Source organism: Streptomyces sp. NPDC049837, assembly GCF_040674455.1.
Classification (GTDB): Bacteria; Actinomycetota; Actinomycetes; order Streptomycetales; family Streptomycetaceae; genus Streptomyces.
Genome location: NZ_JBFAMP010000004.1, coordinates 116,469 through 134,146, shown reverse-complemented (window position 1 = coordinate 134,146; position 17,678 = coordinate 116,469). Strand labels below are relative to the sequence as shown.

General features: G+C 71.9%; 16 protein-coding genes. 4 read left to right on the top strand and 12 right to left on the bottom strand.

From position 1 onward, the window contains the following. Positions 1-2 precede the first annotated feature (2 nt). Positions 3-680 carry a FadR/GntR family transcriptional regulator gene (locus AB0J57_RS12040; RefSeq protein WP_366127943.1) on the bottom strand — a complete coding sequence of 226 codons (678 nt, stop codon included), beginning with the start codon at positions 678-680 and terminating at the stop codon, positions 3-5. Positions 681-792: 112 nt separating this feature from the next. Between AB0J57_RS12040 and lpdA the strand changes: the two genes are divergently transcribed. Then, complete coding sequence (gene lpdA, locus AB0J57_RS12035) at positions 793-2,196, top strand: dihydrolipoyl dehydrogenase (protein WP_366127942.1); 1,404 nt, start codon at positions 793-795, stop codon at positions 2,194-2,196. Between the two features lie 199 nt (positions 2,197-2,395). Here the strand turns inward: lpdA and AB0J57_RS12030 are convergent, their stop codons facing one another. The 9 genes from AB0J57_RS12030 to AB0J57_RS11990 form a co-directional block, all read right to left on the bottom strand. Next, entirely contained in the window at positions 2,396-3,205 is an 810-nt protein-coding gene (locus AB0J57_RS12030; RefSeq protein ID WP_366127941.1) for an HAD family hydrolase, read from the bottom strand. Next, a complete protein-coding gene (gene serS / locus AB0J57_RS12025; protein ID WP_366127940.1) occupies positions 3,202-4,479 on the bottom strand; it encodes a serine--tRNA ligase in 1,278 nt (425 codons plus the stop codon). Before serS ends, AB0J57_RS12030 begins: the two co-directional genes overlap by 4 nt. Positions 4,480-4,966: 487 nt before the next feature. After that, positions 4,967-5,902 (bottom strand): prephenate dehydratase, encoded by a 936-nt coding sequence (gene pheA / locus AB0J57_RS12020; protein ID WP_366127939.1) that lies wholly within the window; start codon positions 5,900-5,902, stop codon positions 4,967-4,969. A gap of 49 nt (positions 5,903-5,951) precedes the next feature. Continuing rightward, on the bottom strand, positions 5,952-7,196 hold the full coding sequence (gene efeB / locus AB0J57_RS12015; RefSeq protein WP_366128502.1) for an iron uptake transporter deferrochelatase/peroxidase subunit: 1,245 nt from the start codon (positions 7,194-7,196) through the stop codon (positions 5,952-5,954). Continuing rightward, a complete protein-coding gene (locus AB0J57_RS12010; RefSeq protein ID WP_366127938.1) occupies positions 7,193-9,082 on the bottom strand; it encodes a copper resistance protein CopC in 1,890 nt (629 codons plus the stop codon). Before AB0J57_RS12010 ends, efeB begins: the two co-directional genes overlap by 4 nt. A 22-nt stretch (positions 9,083-9,104) precedes the next feature. Next, positions 9,105-9,503 carry a copper chaperone PCu(A)C gene (locus AB0J57_RS12005; protein ID WP_366128501.1) on the bottom strand — a complete coding sequence of 133 codons (399 nt, stop codon included), beginning with the start codon at positions 9,501-9,503 and terminating at the stop codon, positions 9,105-9,107. A gap of 53 nt (positions 9,504-9,556) precedes the next feature. Continuing rightward, positions 9,557-10,240: an SCO family protein gene (locus AB0J57_RS12000; protein ID WP_366127937.1), complete on the bottom strand. Its 684-nt coding sequence runs from the start codon at positions 10,238-10,240 to the stop codon at positions 9,557-9,559. Positions 10,241-10,269: 29 nt separating this feature from the next. Then, positions 10,270-10,995: a YcnI family protein gene (locus AB0J57_RS11995; protein WP_366127936.1), complete on the bottom strand. Its 726-nt coding sequence runs from the start codon at positions 10,993-10,995 to the stop codon at positions 10,270-10,272. A gap of 93 nt (positions 10,996-11,088) precedes the next feature. Then, complete coding sequence (locus AB0J57_RS11990) at positions 11,089-11,886, bottom strand: hypothetical protein (RefSeq protein WP_366127935.1); 798 nt, start codon at positions 11,884-11,886, stop codon at positions 11,089-11,091. A gap of 214 nt (positions 11,887-12,100) precedes the next feature. Here AB0J57_RS11990 and AB0J57_RS11985 point away from each other — a divergent pair, with 214 nt between their 5' ends. Then, complete coding sequence (locus tag AB0J57_RS11985; RefSeq protein WP_366127934.1) at positions 12,101-12,553, top strand: ATP-binding protein; 453 nt, start codon at positions 12,101-12,103, stop codon at positions 12,551-12,553. Between the two features lie 60 nt (positions 12,554-12,613). Here the strand turns inward: AB0J57_RS11985 and AB0J57_RS11980 are convergent, their stop codons facing one another. After that, positions 12,614-14,077 carry an aminopeptidase P family protein gene (locus AB0J57_RS11980; RefSeq protein ID WP_366127933.1) on the bottom strand — a complete coding sequence of 488 codons (1,464 nt, stop codon included), beginning with the start codon at positions 14,075-14,077 and terminating at the stop codon, positions 12,614-12,616. A gap of 90 nt (positions 14,078-14,167) precedes the next feature. Beyond that, on the bottom strand, positions 14,168-15,676 hold the full coding sequence (locus AB0J57_RS11975; RefSeq protein ID WP_366128500.1) for a PP2C family protein-serine/threonine phosphatase: 1,509 nt from the start codon (positions 15,674-15,676) through the stop codon (positions 14,168-14,170). A 544-nt stretch (positions 15,677-16,220) separates the two neighbouring features. Here AB0J57_RS11975 and AB0J57_RS11970 point away from each other — a divergent pair. Together AB0J57_RS11970 and AB0J57_RS11965 are read left to right on the top strand one after the other, a co-directional pair. Continuing rightward, positions 16,221-16,904 (top strand): bifunctional DNA primase/polymerase, encoded by a 684-nt coding sequence (locus AB0J57_RS11970; RefSeq protein ID WP_366127932.1) that lies wholly within the window; start codon positions 16,221-16,223, stop codon positions 16,902-16,904. 188 nt (positions 16,905-17,092) lie between these two features. Beyond that, positions 17,093-17,626 (top strand): hypothetical protein, encoded by a 534-nt coding sequence (locus tag AB0J57_RS11965; protein WP_366127931.1) that lies wholly within the window; start codon positions 17,093-17,095, stop codon positions 17,624-17,626. The last annotated feature ends 52 nt before the right edge of the window (positions 17,627-17,678 follow it).

Genomic DNA, 17,678 nt, shown 5'->3' with positions numbered 1-17,678 from the left:
AATCAGCGGGTGCCGACGATCGCCCTGACCGTCTCCATGGGCACGCGCAGCAGCTCGCGCACCGCCGCCCCCGCAGCGTCCGGGTCGCCCTTCTCGATCGCCACGACCAGCGCCTCGTGCGCGTCCAGGTCGATGGCGGGCATCTCGTGGTCGCCGAGCGACTCGACGAGGCTCTCGTGGACCTGCACGGAGAAGAACCGGTACACCTCGGTGAACGCGGCGTTGTGGGTGGCCTCGACCACCGCACGGTGGAAGGCCAGGTCGGCGTCCGCGTCCCGGTCGCCCTCCTCGCGCAGGCTGGTCAGCGCGGCGCGCAGCCGCAGCAGGTCGTGCGTGTCGCGCCGGGCGGCCGCGAGGCGTGCCGCCTCCGTCTCCAGGGCGATCCGCAGCTCCAGGACGTCCAGGGCGCCGGCGGCCCGGACGGAGCGCAGCACGGCGGCGGGGTCGGCGGTGGAGCGGACGAACGTGCCGTTGCCCTGCCGGGACTCCAGCAGGCCGGCGTGGACGAGCACGCGGACGGCCTCGCGGACGGTGTTGCGGCCGACGCCGAGCTGCTCGGCGAGCTCGTGCTCGGTGGGGATGCGGTCGCCGACGGCCCATTCGCCGTCGGTGAGCTGGGCCCGGAGCTGCTCGACGACCGCGTCGACGAGGGAGGTCCGCCCCGCGGCCTTCAGTGCCATCTCGCCCACTACTCCATTCCGCCTATTCACCCGGTTGCCCAGTCATCCTACAACTTGCCTCCAGGATTACTGTGGGCACATCCGCACTCACTCACACCCTGGGGAGCAAGCCATGTCAGACCGCTTCGACGTCGTCGTACTCGGAGCTGGCCCCGGCGGATACGTCGCCGCCATCCGCGCCGCCCAGTTGGGCAAGCGCGTCGCGGTGGTCGAGGAGAAGTACTGGGGCGGTGTCTGCCTGAACGTCGGCTGCATCCCCACCAAGGCCCTGCTGCGCAACGCCGAGCTGGCCCACCTCTTCACCCACGAGGCGAAGACGTACGGCATCAAGGTGGACGGCCAGGTCTCCTTCGACTACGGCGAGGCGTTCCGGCGCAGCCGTACGGTCGCGGACGGCCGCGTCAAGGGCGTCCACTTCCTGATGAAGAAGAACAAGATCACCGAGTTCACCGGCCGGGGCACCTTCCTGGACGCGAACACCATGCAGGTGGCGCTGACCGACGGCACGACGACCACGATCTCGTTCGACAACTGCATCATCGCGACCGGCGCCACGCCCCGCCTGCTGCCGGGCACGCGGCGCAGCGAGCGCGTCGTCACGTACGAGGAGCAGATCCTCGCCGACGACCTGCCGCAGTCGATCGTGATCGCGGGCGCGGGTGCGATCGGCATCGAGTTCGCGTACGTGCTCCACAACTACGGCGTGAAGGTCACCATCGTCGAGTTCCTCGACCGGGTGGCGCCGCTGGAGGACAAGGACGTCTCGGCGGAGCTGGCGAAGCAGTACCGCAAGCTCGGCATCGACGTGCTGACGTCGACCCGGGTCGAGGCGATCGACGAGTCCGGGCCGCGGGTGCGGGTGACCGTGACCGGCAAGGACGGCAAGCAGCAGGTCCTGGAGGCCGACAAGGTGCTCCAGGCGATCGGCTTCGCGCCGAACGTCGAGGGGTACGGCCTGGAGAACACGGGCGTGAAGCTCACCGAGCGCGGCGCGATCGACGTCGACGGGCGCTCGCGCACGTCGGTGCCGCACATCTACGCGATCGGTGACGTGACCGCGAAGCTGATGCTCGCGCACACGGCCGAGGCGATGGGCGTCGTCGCCGCCGAGACCATCGCGGGCGCGGAGACGATGGAGCTGGAGTACGTGATGATCCCGCGCGCCACGTACTGCCAGCCGCAGATCGCCAGCTTCGGCTGGACGGAGGAGCAGGCGCGGGAGCAGGGCTTCGACGTCAAGGTCGCGAAGTTCCCCTTCATGGCGAACGGCAAGGCGCACGGGCTGGGCGACACGACCGGGTTCGTGAAGCTCATCAGCGACGCGAAGTACGGCGAGATCATCGGCGCGCACCTGATCGGGCCGGACGTGACCGAGCTGCTGCCCGAGCTGACGCTGGCCCAGCAGTGGGACCTCACGGTGCACGAGGTGGCGCGGAACGTCCACGCGCACCCGACGCTGGGTGAGGCGGTCAAGGAGGCCGTGCACGGGCTGGCGGGCCACATGATCAACTTCTGAGCCGCGGCAGCGGTACGGGGCCGATGGCGCGGCGTCACCGGTTATTCGGTGGCGCCGCGCCGCGCGTGCGGGGCACATTGGGCGGGCGGCGGCCGTACGGGGGACGGGCGCCCGGGGGCGGCCGCTTCGAGCGCGCGACACGTCGCGCGGGCCGCCCCTTCCGGCGCGGCGCGAATGCCCGCAACCGGCGGGCGGGCCGTCAGGCGGTGCGGAGCAGTTCCTCCAGGACCACCGCGATGCCGTCGTGTTCGTTGGAGGCCGTGACCTCGTGGGCGACGGCCTTGAGGTCGTCGTGGGCGTTGGCCATGGCCACGCCGTGGTGGGCCCAGGCGAACATCGGGATGTCGTTGGGCATGTCGCCGAACGCGATGGTGTCCGCCGCCTTGACGCCCAGCCGGCGGGCCGCGAGGGACAGGCCCGTGGCCTTGCTGAGGCCGAGCGGGAGGATCTCGACGATGCCCGCGCCCGCCACGACCACGTCCACGAGACCGCCGACCGTCCGCCGGGCGGCCTGGGCGAGGGCGTCGTCGTCCAGCTCGGGGTGCTGGACGTAGACCTTGTTGAGCGGGGCGGACCACAGGTCGGCCGGGTCCTCGTACGGGACGTACGGCAGCGGGCCCTCCTGGACGCGGTAGCCGGGGCTGACCAGGACGTCCCCGTCGAGGCCGTCGCGGGCCGCGGCGAGGGCCAGGGGGCCGACCTCGGCCTCCAGCTTGGACAGGGCGAGGCCCGCGAGCTGACGGTCCAGGGTGACGGAGGTCAGCAGCCGGTGCTCGCCCGCGTGGTAGACCTGCGCGCCCTGGCCGCAGACGGCGAGGCCGTCGTACCCGAGGTCGTCCAGGATGTGGCGGGTCCAGGGGACGGAACGGCCCGTGACGACGATGTGCGCGGCGCCCGCCGCCGTAGCGGCGGCGAGCGCGTCACGCGTGCGCTGCGAGACCGTCTCGTCGGAGCGCAGCAGCGTCCCGTCGAGATCGGTCGCGATCAGCTTGTAGGGGAAGGAGGTCACTTGGAGACGGGCTCCAGGACTTCCCGGCCACCGAGGTAGGGGCGGAGCACCGGAGGCACCCGGACGGAGCCGTCGGCCTGCTGGTGGTTCTCCAGGAGCGCGACGATCGTGCGCGGTACGGCGCACAGCGTGCCGTTCAGCGTGGCGAGCGGCTGCACCTTCTTGCCGTCGCGCATCCGCACCGACAGGCGCCGCGCCTGGAAGCTGTCGCAGTTCGACGCGGACGTCAGCTCGCGGTACTTGCCCTGCGTCGGGATCCAGGCCTCGCAGTCGTACTTGCGCGAGGCGGAGGCGCCCAGGTCACCGGTGGCCACGTCGATCACCTGGAACGGCAGTTCCAGGGCGGTCAGCCACTGCTTCTCCCAGTCCAGCAGCCGCTTGTGCTCGGCCTCGGCGTCCTCGGGGGCGACGTACGAGAACATCTCCACCTTGTCGAACTGGTGGACGCGGAAGATGCCCCGCGTGTCCTTGCCGTACGTGCCGGCCTCGCGCCGGTAGCACGGCGAGAAGCCGGCGTACCGCAGCGGGAGCTTGTCCGCGTCGAGGATCTCGTCCATGTGGTACGCGGCCAGCGGCACCTCGGACGTGCCGACCAGGTAGTAGTCGTCCTTCTCCAGGTGGTACACGTTCTCGGCGGCCTGGCCGAGGAAGCCGGTGCCCTCCATGGCGCGCGGGCGGACCAGCGTGGGCGTCAGCATCGGGATGAACCCGGCCTCCGTCGCCTGCGCGATCGCCGCGTTGACCAGCGCGAGCTCCAGCAGGGCGCCGACGCCCGTCAGGTAGTAGAAGCGCGAGCCGGAGACCTTGGCGGCGCGCTCGACGTCGATGGCGCCCAGGGCCTCGCCGAGCTCCAGGTGGTCCTTGGGTTCGAAGCCCTCGGCGCCGAAGTCGCGGATGGTGCCGTGCGTCTCCAGGACGACGAAGTCCTCCTCGCCGCCGACCGGCACGTCCTCGTGGACGATGTTGCCGAGCTTCAGCAGCAGCCGCCTGGTCTCCTCGTCCGCCTCGTTCTGGGCGGCGTCGGCGGCTTTGACGTCGGCCTTGAGCTGCTCGGCCTTCTGGAGCAGCTCCGCCCGCTCCTCGGGGGACGCCTTGGGGATCAGCTTGCCGAGCGCCTTCTGCTCGGAGCGGAGTTCGTCGAAGCGGACGCCGGACGACCTGCGCCGCTCATCGGCGGAGAGCAGGGCGTCGACGAGGCCGACGTCCTCTCCACGGGCGCGCTGGGAGGCGCGAACACGGTCGGGGTCCTCACGGAGCAGGCGAAGGTCAATCACCCCACCAGGCTACCGGTGCCGGCTCGCCTCACCCCAGCCGATATGCCGTCCGCGCCTTGCGTGTCGCTTTGCCCGAATTGTCGGAATTCCCCCTGAGGAAAGCGGGCTGAATTTCCCGCCGTTGTCCACAGCGACGGCGCATTCCCCGGGTTATCCACAGGCTGTGCGAATCCGCTGTGGACTAAGGAATTGATCATTCCGAATCGCCTGGCGTTACCTTGCCGTCACCCTGGATTCCCTGATCAAACCCCTGCCACACACTCATTCGGGTGGGAAATTCTCGCTCTAAGGAGTTGTTTGACGGAATTAAGGTGACACGGCTGATGTGCAGCGCTCTGCGGGCACCTGAGGTGCCTGGAGCGATTTGTCGACTGCGTCCGGTTGAGTTGTCGACTTGTCCCCAGGTCGAGAAGCAGCCCTGTGGATAACTCTGTGGAAGTACGCCAAGCCCCGCGGCCGTACCGCGGCTGTACCGCTGCCGTACCGCTCAGGCCCGGCCGTCCTGGCACCGCGCCAGCCAGTCCGACGCCGCCGTGAAGTCCTCGTCCGACGTCCCGGGCCGCGGCGGGGTCACGTCCTCGGCCGTCGCCCCCGCGCGCGGGTACGAGCCCAGGAACCGGACGTTCGCGCAGATCCGCTTCAGTCCCATCAGCGCCTCGGCGACCCGCCGGTCCGCGATGTGGCCCTCCGCGTCGATCGCGAAGCAGTAGTTGCCGATCCCCGCGCCCGTCGGCCGGGACTGGAGCAGCATCAGGTTGACGCCGCGCGCCGCGAACTCCTGGAGCAGCTCCAACAGCGCACCCGGGTGGTCCTCGCGCTGCCAGATGACCACCGACGTCTTGTCCGCGCCCGTCGGCGCGGCCGGCCGGGCCGGGCGGCCCACCAGCACGAACCGGGTCTCCGCGTTCTCGGCGTCGTGGATCTCGGTGACCAGCGCCTCCAGCCCGTACGTCGCCGCCGCGAACTCACCCGCGAACGCCGCGTCGAACCGCCCCTCCTGCACCAGCCGCGCGCCGTCCGCGTTCGAGGCGGCCGACTCCCACACCGCCTCGGGCAGGTGCGCCCGCAGCCAGTTGCGCACCTGCGGCTGGGCGACCGGGTGCCCGGTGACCGTCTTGATGTCCGACAGCTTGGTGCCCGGCCGCACCAGCAGCGCGAACGCGATCGGCAGCAGCACCTCGCGGTAGATCATCAGCGGCTCGCCGGACGCCAGCTCGTCGAGGGTCGCGGTCACGCCGCCCTCCACCGAGTTCTCGATCGGCACGAGGGCGGCAGCGGCCTCCCCGTTGCGCACGGCGTCCAGGGCCGCGGGCACGGAGACCATCGGCACCAGCTCCCGCGTGGCGGCTTCCGGGAGCGTACGGAGGGCCGCTTCGGTGAAGGTGCCCTCGGGACCGAGATACGTATAGCGAGTGGCCGACATACCGGTCACCCTAATGCTCCACGGGCCCCTGCGGTCACGCCTCCAGCCGTCACGCCTCCAGCAGCCGCTGCCCCACGTACTCGCCCTCCCCCGGCCCGCCCGGCACGGCGAACAGGCCGCTCGCCTCGTGCCGGATGAACGGCGACAGCGCGTCCCCCCGGTCCAGCTTCCGCTGCACCGGTACGAAGCCCTTCAGGGGGTCGGCCTGCCAGGCGATGAACAGCAGCCCCGCGTCGGGCGTCCCGTCCGGTCCGATGCCGTCGTGGAAGGAGAACGGGCGCCGCAGCATCGCCGCACCGCCGTTCTGCTCCGGCGCCGAGATCCGCGCGTGCGCGTTGTCGGGGACGACCAGCCGCCCGTCCGGGCCGGTCATGTCCAGGTCGATCTCCGTGGTCTCGCTGCCGCCGGTCAGGGGCGCGCCGTCCGACTTCCGGCGGCCGATCACCCGCTCCTGCTGCTTCAGCGGCAGTCGCTCCCAGTCGTCCAGCAGCATCCGGATGCGCCGGACGACCGCGTATGAACCGCCCGTCATCCACGGCTGCGCACCGCCCGCCGCGACGAACACCCGCTCCTGGAAGTCCGGCTCCGACGGCTTCGGGTTGCCGGTGCCGTCGACCTGGCCCATCAGGTTGCGGGCGGTCATCGGGTGCGCGGTGGCGCCCGGCGAGCGGTTGAAGCCGTTCATCTGCCAGCGCACCTTCGCGGCCGCGCCCGCCTCCTTCTGGATCGCGCGCAGCGCGTGGAAGGCGACCAGCGAGTCATCGGCGCCGATCTGCACCCACAGGTCGCCGTTCGACCGCTTCGGGTCGAGCCGGTCGGACGAGAAGGCGGGCAGCGGGTCCAGTTCCACCGGCCGCCGCGCCACCAGGCCCGTCCGGTCGAAGAAGGACGCGCCGAAGCCGAAGGTGACCGTCAGCGAACACGGCCCCGCGTCCAGGGCCACGCCACTGTCCCCCTCGCCCACCGGCTTGCCCGCCGTCAGCAGCTCGGCCGCCGCCGACCAGCGGCGCATCAGCGCGACGGCCTCCTTGCGGCCCGCGCCCGGCGCCAGGTCGAAGGCGACCAGGTGGCCGCGCGCCTGCAACGGCTGGAGGATGCCCGCCTGGTGGGCGCCCCGGAACGGCACGGCGGTCGAGCCGACCGTCGCCAGCGCCGTGCCGGACTCGGGGGCGGAGGCCCCGGCGTACGTGGCGGCGCCCCCGGCCGCGCCCAGCACCAGCCCGGTCGCGCCGGCCGCGCCGACGGTGCCCAGCAGTTGGCGCCTCGAAATGTCCACGTGGTCGTTCACGGTCAGCCGATCTTCACGTTCTTGTCGATGGTCGTCTGGTCGATGTCGGAGGTCCGGACGGTCACCTGGAGCTTCCACTCGCCCGGCATCGGGATCTGCACGCCGGCCGAGGTCCAGTGCCCGGCGGTCACCCGGTCCGGTACGACGGGCAGCGGCCCGATCTGCTTCGACTCCAGGGTGTAGGACACCTTCAGCTCGGGTACGTCCAGGGGCCGCCCGTCCGGGCCCGTCACGTACACGTGCATGGCGTTCCCGCCGGAGCGGCCCGGGTCGAGGGTGAGCCGTACCGTTCCCTTGCCGTTCACGGCGCCGCCGGTGTCGAACGGCAGCCTCAGGTCGAGCGGCCGGTCCGGTACGGCGGGCGAGGACGACGACGCCTGCGTACGGCTCGCCTCCTCCTCCGTCCGGCCGGGCTCGGTCGTCGTCAGTACGGTCGTCACGGCGAGCAGCACCACCGCGACGGCCGCCTCGGCGAGCACGGATCGGCGCAGCCCGGCCCGCCCCGGGTCGGCGTCGCGGGCGCGCTTGGCGCGGGCGGTGGCGAGGACGGCCCGCTGCCGGGCGAGCTGGGCGGCGCGCTCCGGGTTGTCGGGCACGGTGACCGGCTCGTCGGCGCCCTCGTCCCCGTCCTCGTCCTCCTCCGTCACGACGGTGGCCGTCTCCGCCAACTGCCGCGTCCACCGCCGCGAGATCCACGCCACGCCCACCAGCACGGCGACGAGCGCCACCTTGAGCAGCAGCAGCCGCCCGTACGCCGTGCCGGTCAGCGCCGACCAGGAGCCGACCTGCCGCCACGACTGGTAGATCCCGGTGGCGGCCAGCACGACCACCGAGCCGAACGCCACCCGCGAGAACCGCCGTACCGCCGTGGCCTCGATCGTCGGCTCCCGGTGGAGCGCGACCAGCAGGGCGGCAAGCCCGCCCAGCCAGGCGGCCATCGCCAGCAGGTGCAGGATGTCGACCGGCATCGCGACGAGCGGCTGGAGCCCGGCCGAGGCGTGCTCGGACAGCGCCCACGTACCGGCGATGCCGGCCGCGACCACCGTCCCGCCCATGGCGAGCCCGAAGGTCAGGTCCTTCTTCTCGCCCTCGTCCTCCCGCCTGGTGTACGCGCCGAAGAGCACCGCCACGAACAACGCCGCCGCGCCCAGCAGCAGCAGCCGCGAGACGAGCGCGGCACCGGTCTTGGTCTCCAGGACCGCACCGAGCGAGTCGAGCCCGAAGGACAGTCCGGTGTACGGCCCGCGCAGCAGCAACAGAGCCAGCGTGGCCGCCGTCAGCGCCACCCACCCGCGCACGACGAGCCGTTGCAGCGGCCGTACGGTCGCCCCGCGCGGCCAGCAGGCCAGCACGAACGCGGCGCCGCCCACCAGCAGGATGAAACCGCCGTACGAGACGTACCGCGCGATCCCGTACAGCACTCCGACCGTTCCGCCGCCCGCCTCCTCCTTCGGCAGCGCGACCGTCGTCTGCGACGGGGCGCCGATGGAGAAGGTGAACGCGCCGGAGATGGGGTGGCTGTCGGCCGAGATGGCGCGCCAGGCGACGGTGTACGTGCCGTCCGGCAGCCCGGCGTGCAGGTGCACGCCGTACTTGACGACCGATCCGGCGCACAGGTCGCGCAGTTCACCGGTGTCGGCGCGCTTGCCGCTCGGTTCCAGGACGCGGATCGAGTCGTCCCCCATGGCGACCTGCTCGGAGAAGGTGAGCGTGACGCTCTTGGGGGCGGTGGCGACCACCGCCCCGTCCTTCGGGTCGCTGCCGGTCAGGGCGGCGTGCGCGCTCGCCGTACCGGAGAGCACGGTGCCGAGCAGCGCCGCGGTGAACATCGCGGTGACCAGCAGCAGCCGGAGGACATGGGCGGTGCCGAAGCGTGGGGCGGTGGCCGTCATGGTGTGTCAGTCCCCCAAGTGCCTAGTGCGCGGCCGGGTTGTGGGTCGCGGCTTCCACCGGCAGGTCGACCTTGATGGGGTCCGACTTCTCGAAGTGCAGTTCCACCTCGACCTTGTCACCCTGCTTCGGCTGCTTCTTGATGGCCATGAACATGATGTGGCTGCCCCCGCGTTCGAGCTTCAGCTCGCCGTTCGCGGGGATGTCGAAGGACGACACCTGCCGCATCTTCTGGTCCTTCGTCTCGTGTATCTGGACGTCGTCGGAGAGCGGACTCGTGACCGAGGTGAGCTTGTCCGCCGTGTCGCCCGAGTTCGTGACGGTCAGGAAGCCGCCCGCCATGTTGCCCACGGGCTGCGGCATGAAGGCCCCGTCAACCTTCAGCTCGGGCTGGGACGGGGACGAACACCCGCCCAGGGCCATGGCCCCGGCGAGGGCTATGGCGGCGGACAGGGCGGTCAGGGTGGTGCGGCGGGTCACGGGTTCTCCCCCTTGATGATCTTCGGCAGGTCCTTCTCGTACTCCTCGGCGGTGGTGTCGTCGTCGTAGACGACGTAGCCCTGGTCGGTCCTGGGCGAGAACGCGATCACCTGCGCGCCGTGCATGGAGACGACCGAGCCGTCCTTCTCCTTCTTCGGCGGGTCGATGCCGATGCCGATCTGGCGCGCGCCCGCCTGGATGGTCGGGAAGTCGCCGGTGAGGCCGATGAAGGATGGATCACCGGCGCCGGGCAGCCACTTGGCGAGCTCGGCGGAGGTGTCCCGCTCGGGGTCGGTCGTGACGAACACGACCTGGAGCTTGTCCTGGTCCGCCTTGGGGAGCTTCTTGCGGGCCAGGGCGATGTTGCTCATCGTCAGGGGGCAGACGTCCGGGCAGTGCGTGTAGCCGAAGTAGATCAGCGTCGGCTTGCCCTTGGTGCGCTCACGGAGGTCGTACTTCTGGCCCTTGGTGTCCGTCAGGACGAGGTTGGGCTTCTCGAAGGGCCGGTCGAGTACGGTCGCGGCCTTGTCCGGCGACGCCTCGACGGACACGCCGGCGGCGGAGCCGCCGGAGGTGCCGCTGCCGCCGTCGCCGCAGGCCGACAGGGTGAGCGCCGACACGGCGACCAGCGCGGCCGCGAGGGCACGGGTGCGCCGGGCCTTTGTCTTCTGGATGTGCATGGGGTTCTCTCTGGTGATTGCGGGGGCCGTCAGGCCGAGCGGCGGCGGCCGGCCAGGACGCCGAAGGCGACACCGGCGGCACCGACCACGATGCCGACGACGCCGAGGACACGGGCGGTGGTGTCGGTGGAGTCCGTGGCGGCGGCCTTCTCCTCCGTGCCGTGATCCTTGTCGCCGGCCTTGGCGGCCGTGCCGCCACCGCCATGGTGGTCGTCCTTCGCGGCGGACAGCGTCAGGACGGGCGCCGGGGTCTCCGGCTCCGGGGCGCCGTCCTTCGGCTCCTCGATCCAGCGCACGACCTCCTTGTTGTCGTACGTCTGGAGGGCCTTGAAGACGAGCTTGTCGGCGCTCTCGGGGAGCTTGCCGAGGGAGACCGGGAACTGCTGGAACTGCCCGGGGCCGATCTTCGAACCGGCCGCCGTCCAGGTGATCTTGGAGGGCGCCTCGGTGATCTGCTTGCCGTGCACGTCGAGCGGCTTGGCGAGCTTGGCCTTCTCCACCGTGACCGTCCAGCCCGGGACGGGCTGCGGCATGACGGAGGCCATCGGGGCGTCGGCGGGGAGGGTCACTTCGAGCTTCACGGTCGAGGCGTTGTCGCGCTCGTTGGGGACCTTGAAGTTCACCGTGGCGTACCCGCCCTTGGCGGCCTCACCCTGCGGCTGCACGCTGACGTGCGCGAAGGCGGTCCCGGAGAGCAGGACGACGGAGGATACGGCGACGCCGGAGGCCAGGGCGATACGGGAAGAAACGTTCATGACAGAACACACTCCACAGGGGTAAGCGGTCGAATGCGCGGGTGCACGGATGCACGGGCGCACCACGGCACCACTCCCGTCGAGTGGGCCGTGTCAGGCTGCGAGGGCGTAGAGCGATACGGCCGGGGGGCCGCGCCTGATCACCGTGTGCTGGAGTGCGTCCGCCGTGGCGGGCGGCGGAGGGTCGTCGTCGGTACGCGGCGGACGCGTCCCGCCCGAGGGCAGCGCGGGCAGCCCGGACACCAGGGCGCGTACGAGGACGAGGGCAGCGCGCAGGGACCGTACGAGCGCCCCTTCGGCGAGCTCGGTGGCGCCGTGTGCCGACAGCCGGCCCAGTCGCAGCAGCGCCAGGTCGCCGCGGCGCAGCAGCCACCCGGTCGCGAGGGCGGCCAGCAGGTGGCCGAGGAGCATGGGGAGGCTGGGCCACAGCGCGGCGGCGGGCTCCACCGCATGTCCGGTATGTCCGGCATGCCCCGCGTGGGAGGCGGCGTCGGCCGGGTCCAGACCGGCCCGCGTGACGATCCGGCGGGCGTCGGTGGGGCTCAGCGACGCGGCGCCCGCCCCGCACACCAGTTTGGCGGCCATCCGGATCAACGCGTCGTCCGCCCGGTCGCCGATGCCCACGGTGAGCTGCTGCCGCTGCCCGAGCCCGAACAGCGCGTGCAGCGTGAGCTGGCCACCGGCCAGGGCCGTGGCGATCACCGGAAGCGAGCGTTCGCGGCCGGCGAACGGCACGGTCACCGCGAAGACACAGAGGAAGCCCAGGGCCAGCGTCCACCACGGGACGGTCTCGCAAGCGGCGAGCACATGCCCCAGCCCGGACAGCACGAGGCAGACCGCGGTGAACACCGCGGCCCTCAGCAGCCGTGGACCAGCGGAAGGGGCAGACATGGCCGGGCCATCATCGCACTGCGGCCGTCCCCGCCACACGGCAGGTCCGGAAGGTCACCGTTTCGCCGGGGGAGTCCGACAGGCCCCGACATACACCGGCGTACGGGCTACGCATATCCGCCGAACGGGGGCCGGCGCGTCAACTCGGGGCTTACGACCGACAAGTGGGGGCAATACGTATCGGTATGTCGAGCCGCAGCCAGGAGGCTGGAGCATGAGCATCTGGTGGTCTCTCCATTTGCGGCGCGAGGCTGCGAGCGTTCCGCTCGCCCGTCGCCTCCTTCTCGGCACCATGGAGACCGCGGGGGTGGATCCGGAGATCTCCTACGACCTGTCGCTCGCCCTCACCGAGGCGTGCGCCAACGCCGTGGAGCACGGCGGGCGGACGGGCACCGGGGACGTCTCGGCGGAGTACCGGGTGACCGCGTACCTGGACGGCGAGAAGTGCCGTATCGAAGTGGCGGACTCGGGCCCGGGGTTCCCCGCCGAGCCCGCCCCGACGGTCCGCCGGCCCGCCCTGGAGGCCGAGAACGGACGGGGCCTGCGCCTCATCGAAGAGCTGGCCGACCACGTTCACTTCGGCAACAGATCCGGACGGGGCGGCGCGGTGGTGAGCTTCGACAAGATCGTCAAGTGGCGTACGGACGCGCCGCTCGTGGCGTCGTGACGTGACGTGACGAGGCCCCGTCGGCGTACCGGCGAGGGGCCTCGTCGAAGCCCGGGACGATCAGCCCTTCAGGGCCGCCATCCACGCCTCGACCTCGTCCGACCGGCGCGGCAGCCCGGCCGACAGGTTCCGGTTGCCGTCCTCGGTGACCAGGATGTCGTCCTCGATCCGGACGCCGATGCCCCGGTACTCCTCCGGCACGGTCAGGTCGTCCGCCTGGAAGTACAGGCCCGGCTCGACGGTCAGGCACATGCCCGGCTCCAGGACGCCGTCCACGTACGCCTCGGTCCGCGCGGCCGCGCAGTCGTGGACGTCCATGCCCAGCATGTGACCGGTGCCGTGCAGGGTCCAGCGGCGCTGGAGGCCCAGCTCCAGGACCTTCTCCACGTGCATGTCGCCGAGCAGGCCCCACGAGACGAGCCGCTCCGCCAGCACGCGCTGCGCGGCGTCGTGGAAGTCGCGGAACTTCGCGCCCGGCTTCACCGCCGCGATGCCCGCCTCCTGGGCGTCGTACACGGCGTCGTAGATCTTGCGCTGGATGTCGTCGAAGCGGCCGTTGATCGGCAGCGTCCGGGTCACGTCGGCCGTGTACAGCGCCGTCGTCTCCACGCCCGCGTCCAGCAGCAGCAGCTCACCCGCGCGCACCGGGCCGTCGTTGCGGACCCAGTGCAGGGTCGTGGCGTGCGGCCCGGCGGCGCAGATGGAGCCGTAGCCGATGTCGTTGCCCTCGACGCGGGCGCGCAGGAAGAAGGTGCCCTCGATGTACCGCTCGCTGGTCGCCTCCGCCTTGTCCAGGACGCGTACGACGTCCTCGAAGCCGCGCGCGGTCGACTCGCACGCCCGCTCCAGCTCGGCGATCTCGAACGCGTCCTTCACCAGGCGCGCCTCCGAGAGGTACACCCGCAGCTCCTCGTCGCGCTCGGCGGTGACCTTGTCGGTCAGGGCCGCCTCGATGCCCGCGTCGTGCCCGCGCACGTTGCGCACCGGTCCGGTGGCCTCGCTCAACCGCTTCGGCAGTTCGCGCACGTCCTGGGCCGGGATGCCGAGCACCTGCTCCGCCTCGGCCAGCGAGTGCCGCCGGCCCACCCACAGCTCGCCCTGGCCGTCCAGCCAGAACTCGCCGTTCTCCCGGTTGGAGCGGGGCAGCAGGTAGATCGTCTCGTCGTGGCCGCCGCTCTTCCTCGGCTCCAGCACCAGGACGCTGTCGTGGGTGTGGTCGCCGGTGAGGTAGGCGTACTCCGTCGACGGCCGGAAGGCGTACTCCGTGTCGTTGGCGCGGGTCTTCAGGTTGCCGGAGGGGATCACGAGCCGCTCGCCGGGGAAGCGCGCGGACAGCGCGGCACGGCGGGCGGCGGTGTGGGCGGCCTGGGCGATGGGCTCCAGGCCGTGCAGCTCGGTGTCGGCCCAGCCGGACTTCATGTTCTCCGCGAGCTCGTCCGACACGCCCGGGTACAGGCCGTTCTTGCGCTGCTTGATCGGCTCTTCAGACTCTTCCGGGGTCGCCGGCGTGAGCTCTTCGGCCACGGGTCCGCCTCCTGTTAGTACGACACTGAACCTTCCCCATCGTACGGTCGTGCGGAAGCCCACCCCAGGGCCTTAGGTCACTCGAAACCGTCACTCGAAACGGGCGGCCAGCATCACCACGTCCTCGTCCCCGGAGCCGTCCTCCGGCAGCACCGACCGCAGCACGTGGTCGGCGATCGCGCCCGGGTCCGACCGGTCCGCCCGGGGGACGGTCGTGGCGGCCGCGTGCAGCCGCGCGAAGGCCCGGTCCGTGGAGTCCCCGGTGCGCCGCAGCAGCCCGTCCGTATAGAGGAGCACCGTCTCACCGGGCTCCGGGGCGATCTCCACGCTCGGCGCCTCCCAGCAGGCGAGCATCCCCAGGGGCGCCGACAGCGACGTCTCGACGTACTCGGTGCGCCGCTCGCCCACGATCAGCGGCGGGGTGTGCCCCGCCCCGGCCAGCACGACCTTGCGGCGCGCCGGTTCCGCGTACGCGAAGAGCGCGGTGGCGGACCGGGCGGGCTCGGTCAGCCGCAGCAGCAGCTCCAGGTCGGACAGGACGGCGACGGGGTCCTCGCCCTCCATCACCGCGTACGCCCGCAGCGAGGCCCGCAGCCGGCCCATCGCGGCCAGCGCGCTCGGCCCCGACCCGGACACCGACCCGACCGCCAAGCCGAGCGCGCCCTCGGGCAGGGGCAAGGCGTCGTACCAGTCGCCACCGCCGCGCGGCCCCGCGCGGTGCCGGGCGGCGAGCTGGACGCCCGCGACACGCGGCAGCCGGCTCGGCAGCAGCTCCTCGGCGATGGTGGCCATCCTCGCCCGGCCCCGCTCCAGTTCCAGGAGGCGGGCCAGGTGCTCGGAGGCGTACCGCCCGTAGAGGCCGACGAGGTGGCGCCGCCCCTCGGCCGGTTCGGCGGGCTCGTCGTACAGCCAGACGGCGGCGCCCAGCCGGCCGGCCGCGTCGGTGGCGAGCGGTACGGCGTAGCTGGCGGCGTAGCCGAGGCGGGCGGCGACCTCGCGGTGGCGCGGGTCGAGGCCCTCGTCGGCGAAGAGGTCGGGGACGGCGACGGGGCCCTGCTTCCGCCGGTCGGAGGGCGGCTCGTCGGGGGCGTCGTCCAGGATGCGGCCGTAGGAGGTGGCGCTGCGCGGCACGGTCTCGATGGTGCCGAGGTCGGCGTGGGCGAGGCCCAGACCGATGGTGGTGGTGGGGCCGAGGCCGTCGGCCGGTTCGAGGACGGCCATGCCGCGGCGGGCGCCGACGAGTGCGGCGCCGGCGCGCAGCAGTTCGTGGAGGGCGTCGTCGAGGGTGCCCGTACGGGTGAGTCGTTCGGTGAGTTCGTGCAGCGTGGTGAGGTCGGAGACCCAGCCCGCCAGCTTGTCCTGGATCATCGCACCGGGTGCGACGGGAGGGGTCGGAAGGCCAGGGAGAGGCGCCGCAGTGTGCGCTGGCGCCGGGACGGTTGGATCGATTCCAGCCACTTTCGGCACGTGAGGGGCGCTCATGGCAGCCGGCTCTTCGACGGGTGCGTTTCGCTGGATAGCATCGCAAACCCCCATGTCAATCTGCGCCGCTGTCACTGCATCCACATGTACACGCAGAAGTAAGGGGATGTCCAGCATTGTCACGGGAGGGCGCGCGGTATTTACCGCAGCCGTAACTTGGCTCAAAAATGCCCCCCATGGGCAGGATTTGCGGTCGACTGAGCCCCGTTCGAAAAGGAGCACCTCCCGGAGACGGCGTCGGCAGACGCGGTCCGAGGGGGCGTCGTTCCGAGCGGGCTGGGTACGTAAACGGTGATGGCCAGGGGCAGTTGGGGCGAGCCCGGAACCCCGCGGGGAGCCCGGGCGTCCTTAGCCCCGAAAGGCCGCACCCCATCCCCGAGTGGCGGGGAAAGAGAACAGCGGTACCAGCGGGACAGCCAGTGCGCGCCATGGGCGCGCCACCCCTCGCCACGCGTTTAATGGACGGACAGCCGGCCCGGGCTGCGGCCCGGCACAGGCTCGGCGGCCCCGGGCGGTGCTGCCTGCCGCAGGCGAAGAGGGGCCGGCCCCACGCCGGCACCGGCACGGGGCGGAGACGCGCCGGCCCGAACGCACAGTGAAGTGACGCACACCTGTTGTGATGTGGATGACCTCGGCGTTCAACGGAAAGGAACGAGCGCTCATGCGCGAGATCCTCGGAAGGCGACGCGGGCTCCGGTTCCGGCGCAAGAGGAGGCCTGCCCACTTGGACGCGGCGCTCCTGTGCGCCACCGAGTGGCGCTGGCCCGTACTCCCCGGCGTGGGACTCGAGCCGGCCGGGGGCCGCGGCGACCGGGAGCGCGGCTGTGCCTGTCCCGACCCCGACTGCGTCGTACCCGGCGCACACCCCTTCGACCCCGGCCTGCTGGCGGCCACCACCGACGAGCGCATGGTGCGCTGGTGGTGGGCCAACCGCCCCGACGCCCCGGTCATGCTCGCCACCGGGGGCCGCGCGCCGTGCGCGGTGAGCCTTCCCGCCATCGCGGGGGCGCGGGCGCTGTCGGTACTCGACCGGATGGAGATGCGGCTCGGCCCGGTGGTCGCGACGCCCACCCGCTGGTCGCTGCTGGTCGCCCCGTACACCCTCGAACAGCTCGGCGAGCTGCTGTACGTCAAGGACTGCGTGCCCAGCTCCCTCCGCTTCCACGGGGAGGGCGGCTATCTGGTGCTGCCGCCGTCGGAGACCGGGACGGGCCAGGTGCGCTGGGAGCGCGCGCCGCTCGCCGGGTCGGCGTCGCCGTGGCTGCCGGACGTGGAGGCGGTCGTGGACGCGCTGGTCGAGGCGAGCACGAGCGCGCCGGACGGCGGCAGCCGCCTGCGGTACTGACGCTCGCGCTGATGCCGGCGCTCCATTAGCCGGTCCCGGCCCCGCTGTCACCCGTATGTCACTCGTACGGGTGTGAGCGGGGCCGAGTTGTACGGGAATTGGGCGCACGCCTTCCGGACCGGGTGCGTTCCGTCGATATCGTCGCCCCACCGTCAAGAAATCCCGGGCATCTGGCAGGTGGGGTCCCCATGAATCTCCGCGTGATCGGGCTCGGGGCCGTCGTGGTGGCCACCGCGCTGCTGCCGCTGGCCGCCTCCGCCGGACCGGCCGGAAGCCCCGGCGCTCCCGCCGCGCCGGCGCAGTCGGCACTTCTGGCCGGAATCGATGCCCCGGCCGCTCCTCCGGCCCCGGCCCCCTCACCCTCCCCCTCTCATGAGGCGAGCCTGTCGAGCTGCGGTCCGGAGGTGGCGTCGCCGGAAGGGCTGGACGCGCAGACGTGCGTGGTGACCGAGGGGGGCGACACATGGGCGCGGGCCTACTACCGCAATACGTCGGGCGCGCCGATCAGGGTCGCACTCACCTTGATGGCCCCCGGCGGGCGCACCGTACAGACGCATTGCGAGGCGCTCGCGGACGACGAGCCGGGTGTTTGTGAGACGCCCAGGGAACCGTCACGCGGGATGCCCGCCGAATACTCGGCGGTGGCGGAGTTCGCGGACAGCGCGGGCGAGAGGCTGTTGCTGAGAGCCGGGAGCAACTCGGCCGATCCGGCGGCCAGTTGAGGACCGGAGGCGGAAGATCCCCTTCCGGGGAAAATGAAGGGCCCGGTCGCTG

Bases quoted from the DNA above. Each gene is read 5' to 3' on its own strand.
- AB0J57_RS12040 (WP_366127943.1), bottom strand. From the start codon at position 680: ATGGCACTGAAGGCCGCGGGGCGGACCTCCCTCGTCGACGCGGTCGTC.
- lpdA (WP_366127942.1), top strand. From the start codon at position 793: ATGTCAGACCGCTTCGACGTCGTCGTACTCGGAGCTGGCCCCGGCGGA.
- pheA (WP_366127939.1), bottom strand. From the start codon at position 5,902: ATGTCGGCCACTCGCTATACGTATCTCGGTCCCGAGGGCACCTTCACC.
- AB0J57_RS12010 (WP_366127938.1), bottom strand. From the start codon at position 9,082: ATGACGGCCACCGCCCCACGCTTCGGCACCGCCCATGTCCTCCGGCTG.
- AB0J57_RS12005 (WP_366128501.1), bottom strand. From the start codon at position 9,503: ATGGCCCTGGGCGGGTGTTCGTCCCCGTCCCAGCCCGAGCTGAAGGTT.
- AB0J57_RS12000 (WP_366127937.1), bottom strand. From the start codon at position 10,240: ATGCACATCCAGAAGACAAAGGCCCGGCGCACCCGTGCCCTCGCGGCC.
- AB0J57_RS11995 (WP_366127936.1), bottom strand. From the start codon at position 10,995: ATGAACGTTTCTTCCCGTATCGCCCTGGCCTCCGGCGTCGCCGTATCC.
- AB0J57_RS11990 (WP_366127935.1), bottom strand. From the start codon at position 11,886: ATGTCTGCCCCTTCCGCTGGTCCACGGCTGCTGAGGGCCGCGGTGTTC.
- AB0J57_RS11985 (WP_366127934.1), top strand. From the start codon at position 12,101: ATGAGCATCTGGTGGTCTCTCCATTTGCGGCGCGAGGCTGCGAGCGTT.
- AB0J57_RS11975 (WP_366128500.1), bottom strand. From the start codon at position 15,676: ATGCTGGACATCCCCTTACTTCTGCGTGTACATGTGGATGCAGTGACA.
- AB0J57_RS11970 (WP_366127932.1), top strand. From the start codon at position 16,221: ATGCGCGAGATCCTCGGAAGGCGACGCGGGCTCCGGTTCCGGCGCAAG.
- AB0J57_RS11965 (WP_366127931.1), top strand. From the start codon at position 17,093: ATGAATCTCCGCGTGATCGGGCTCGGGGCCGTCGTGGTGGCCACCGCG.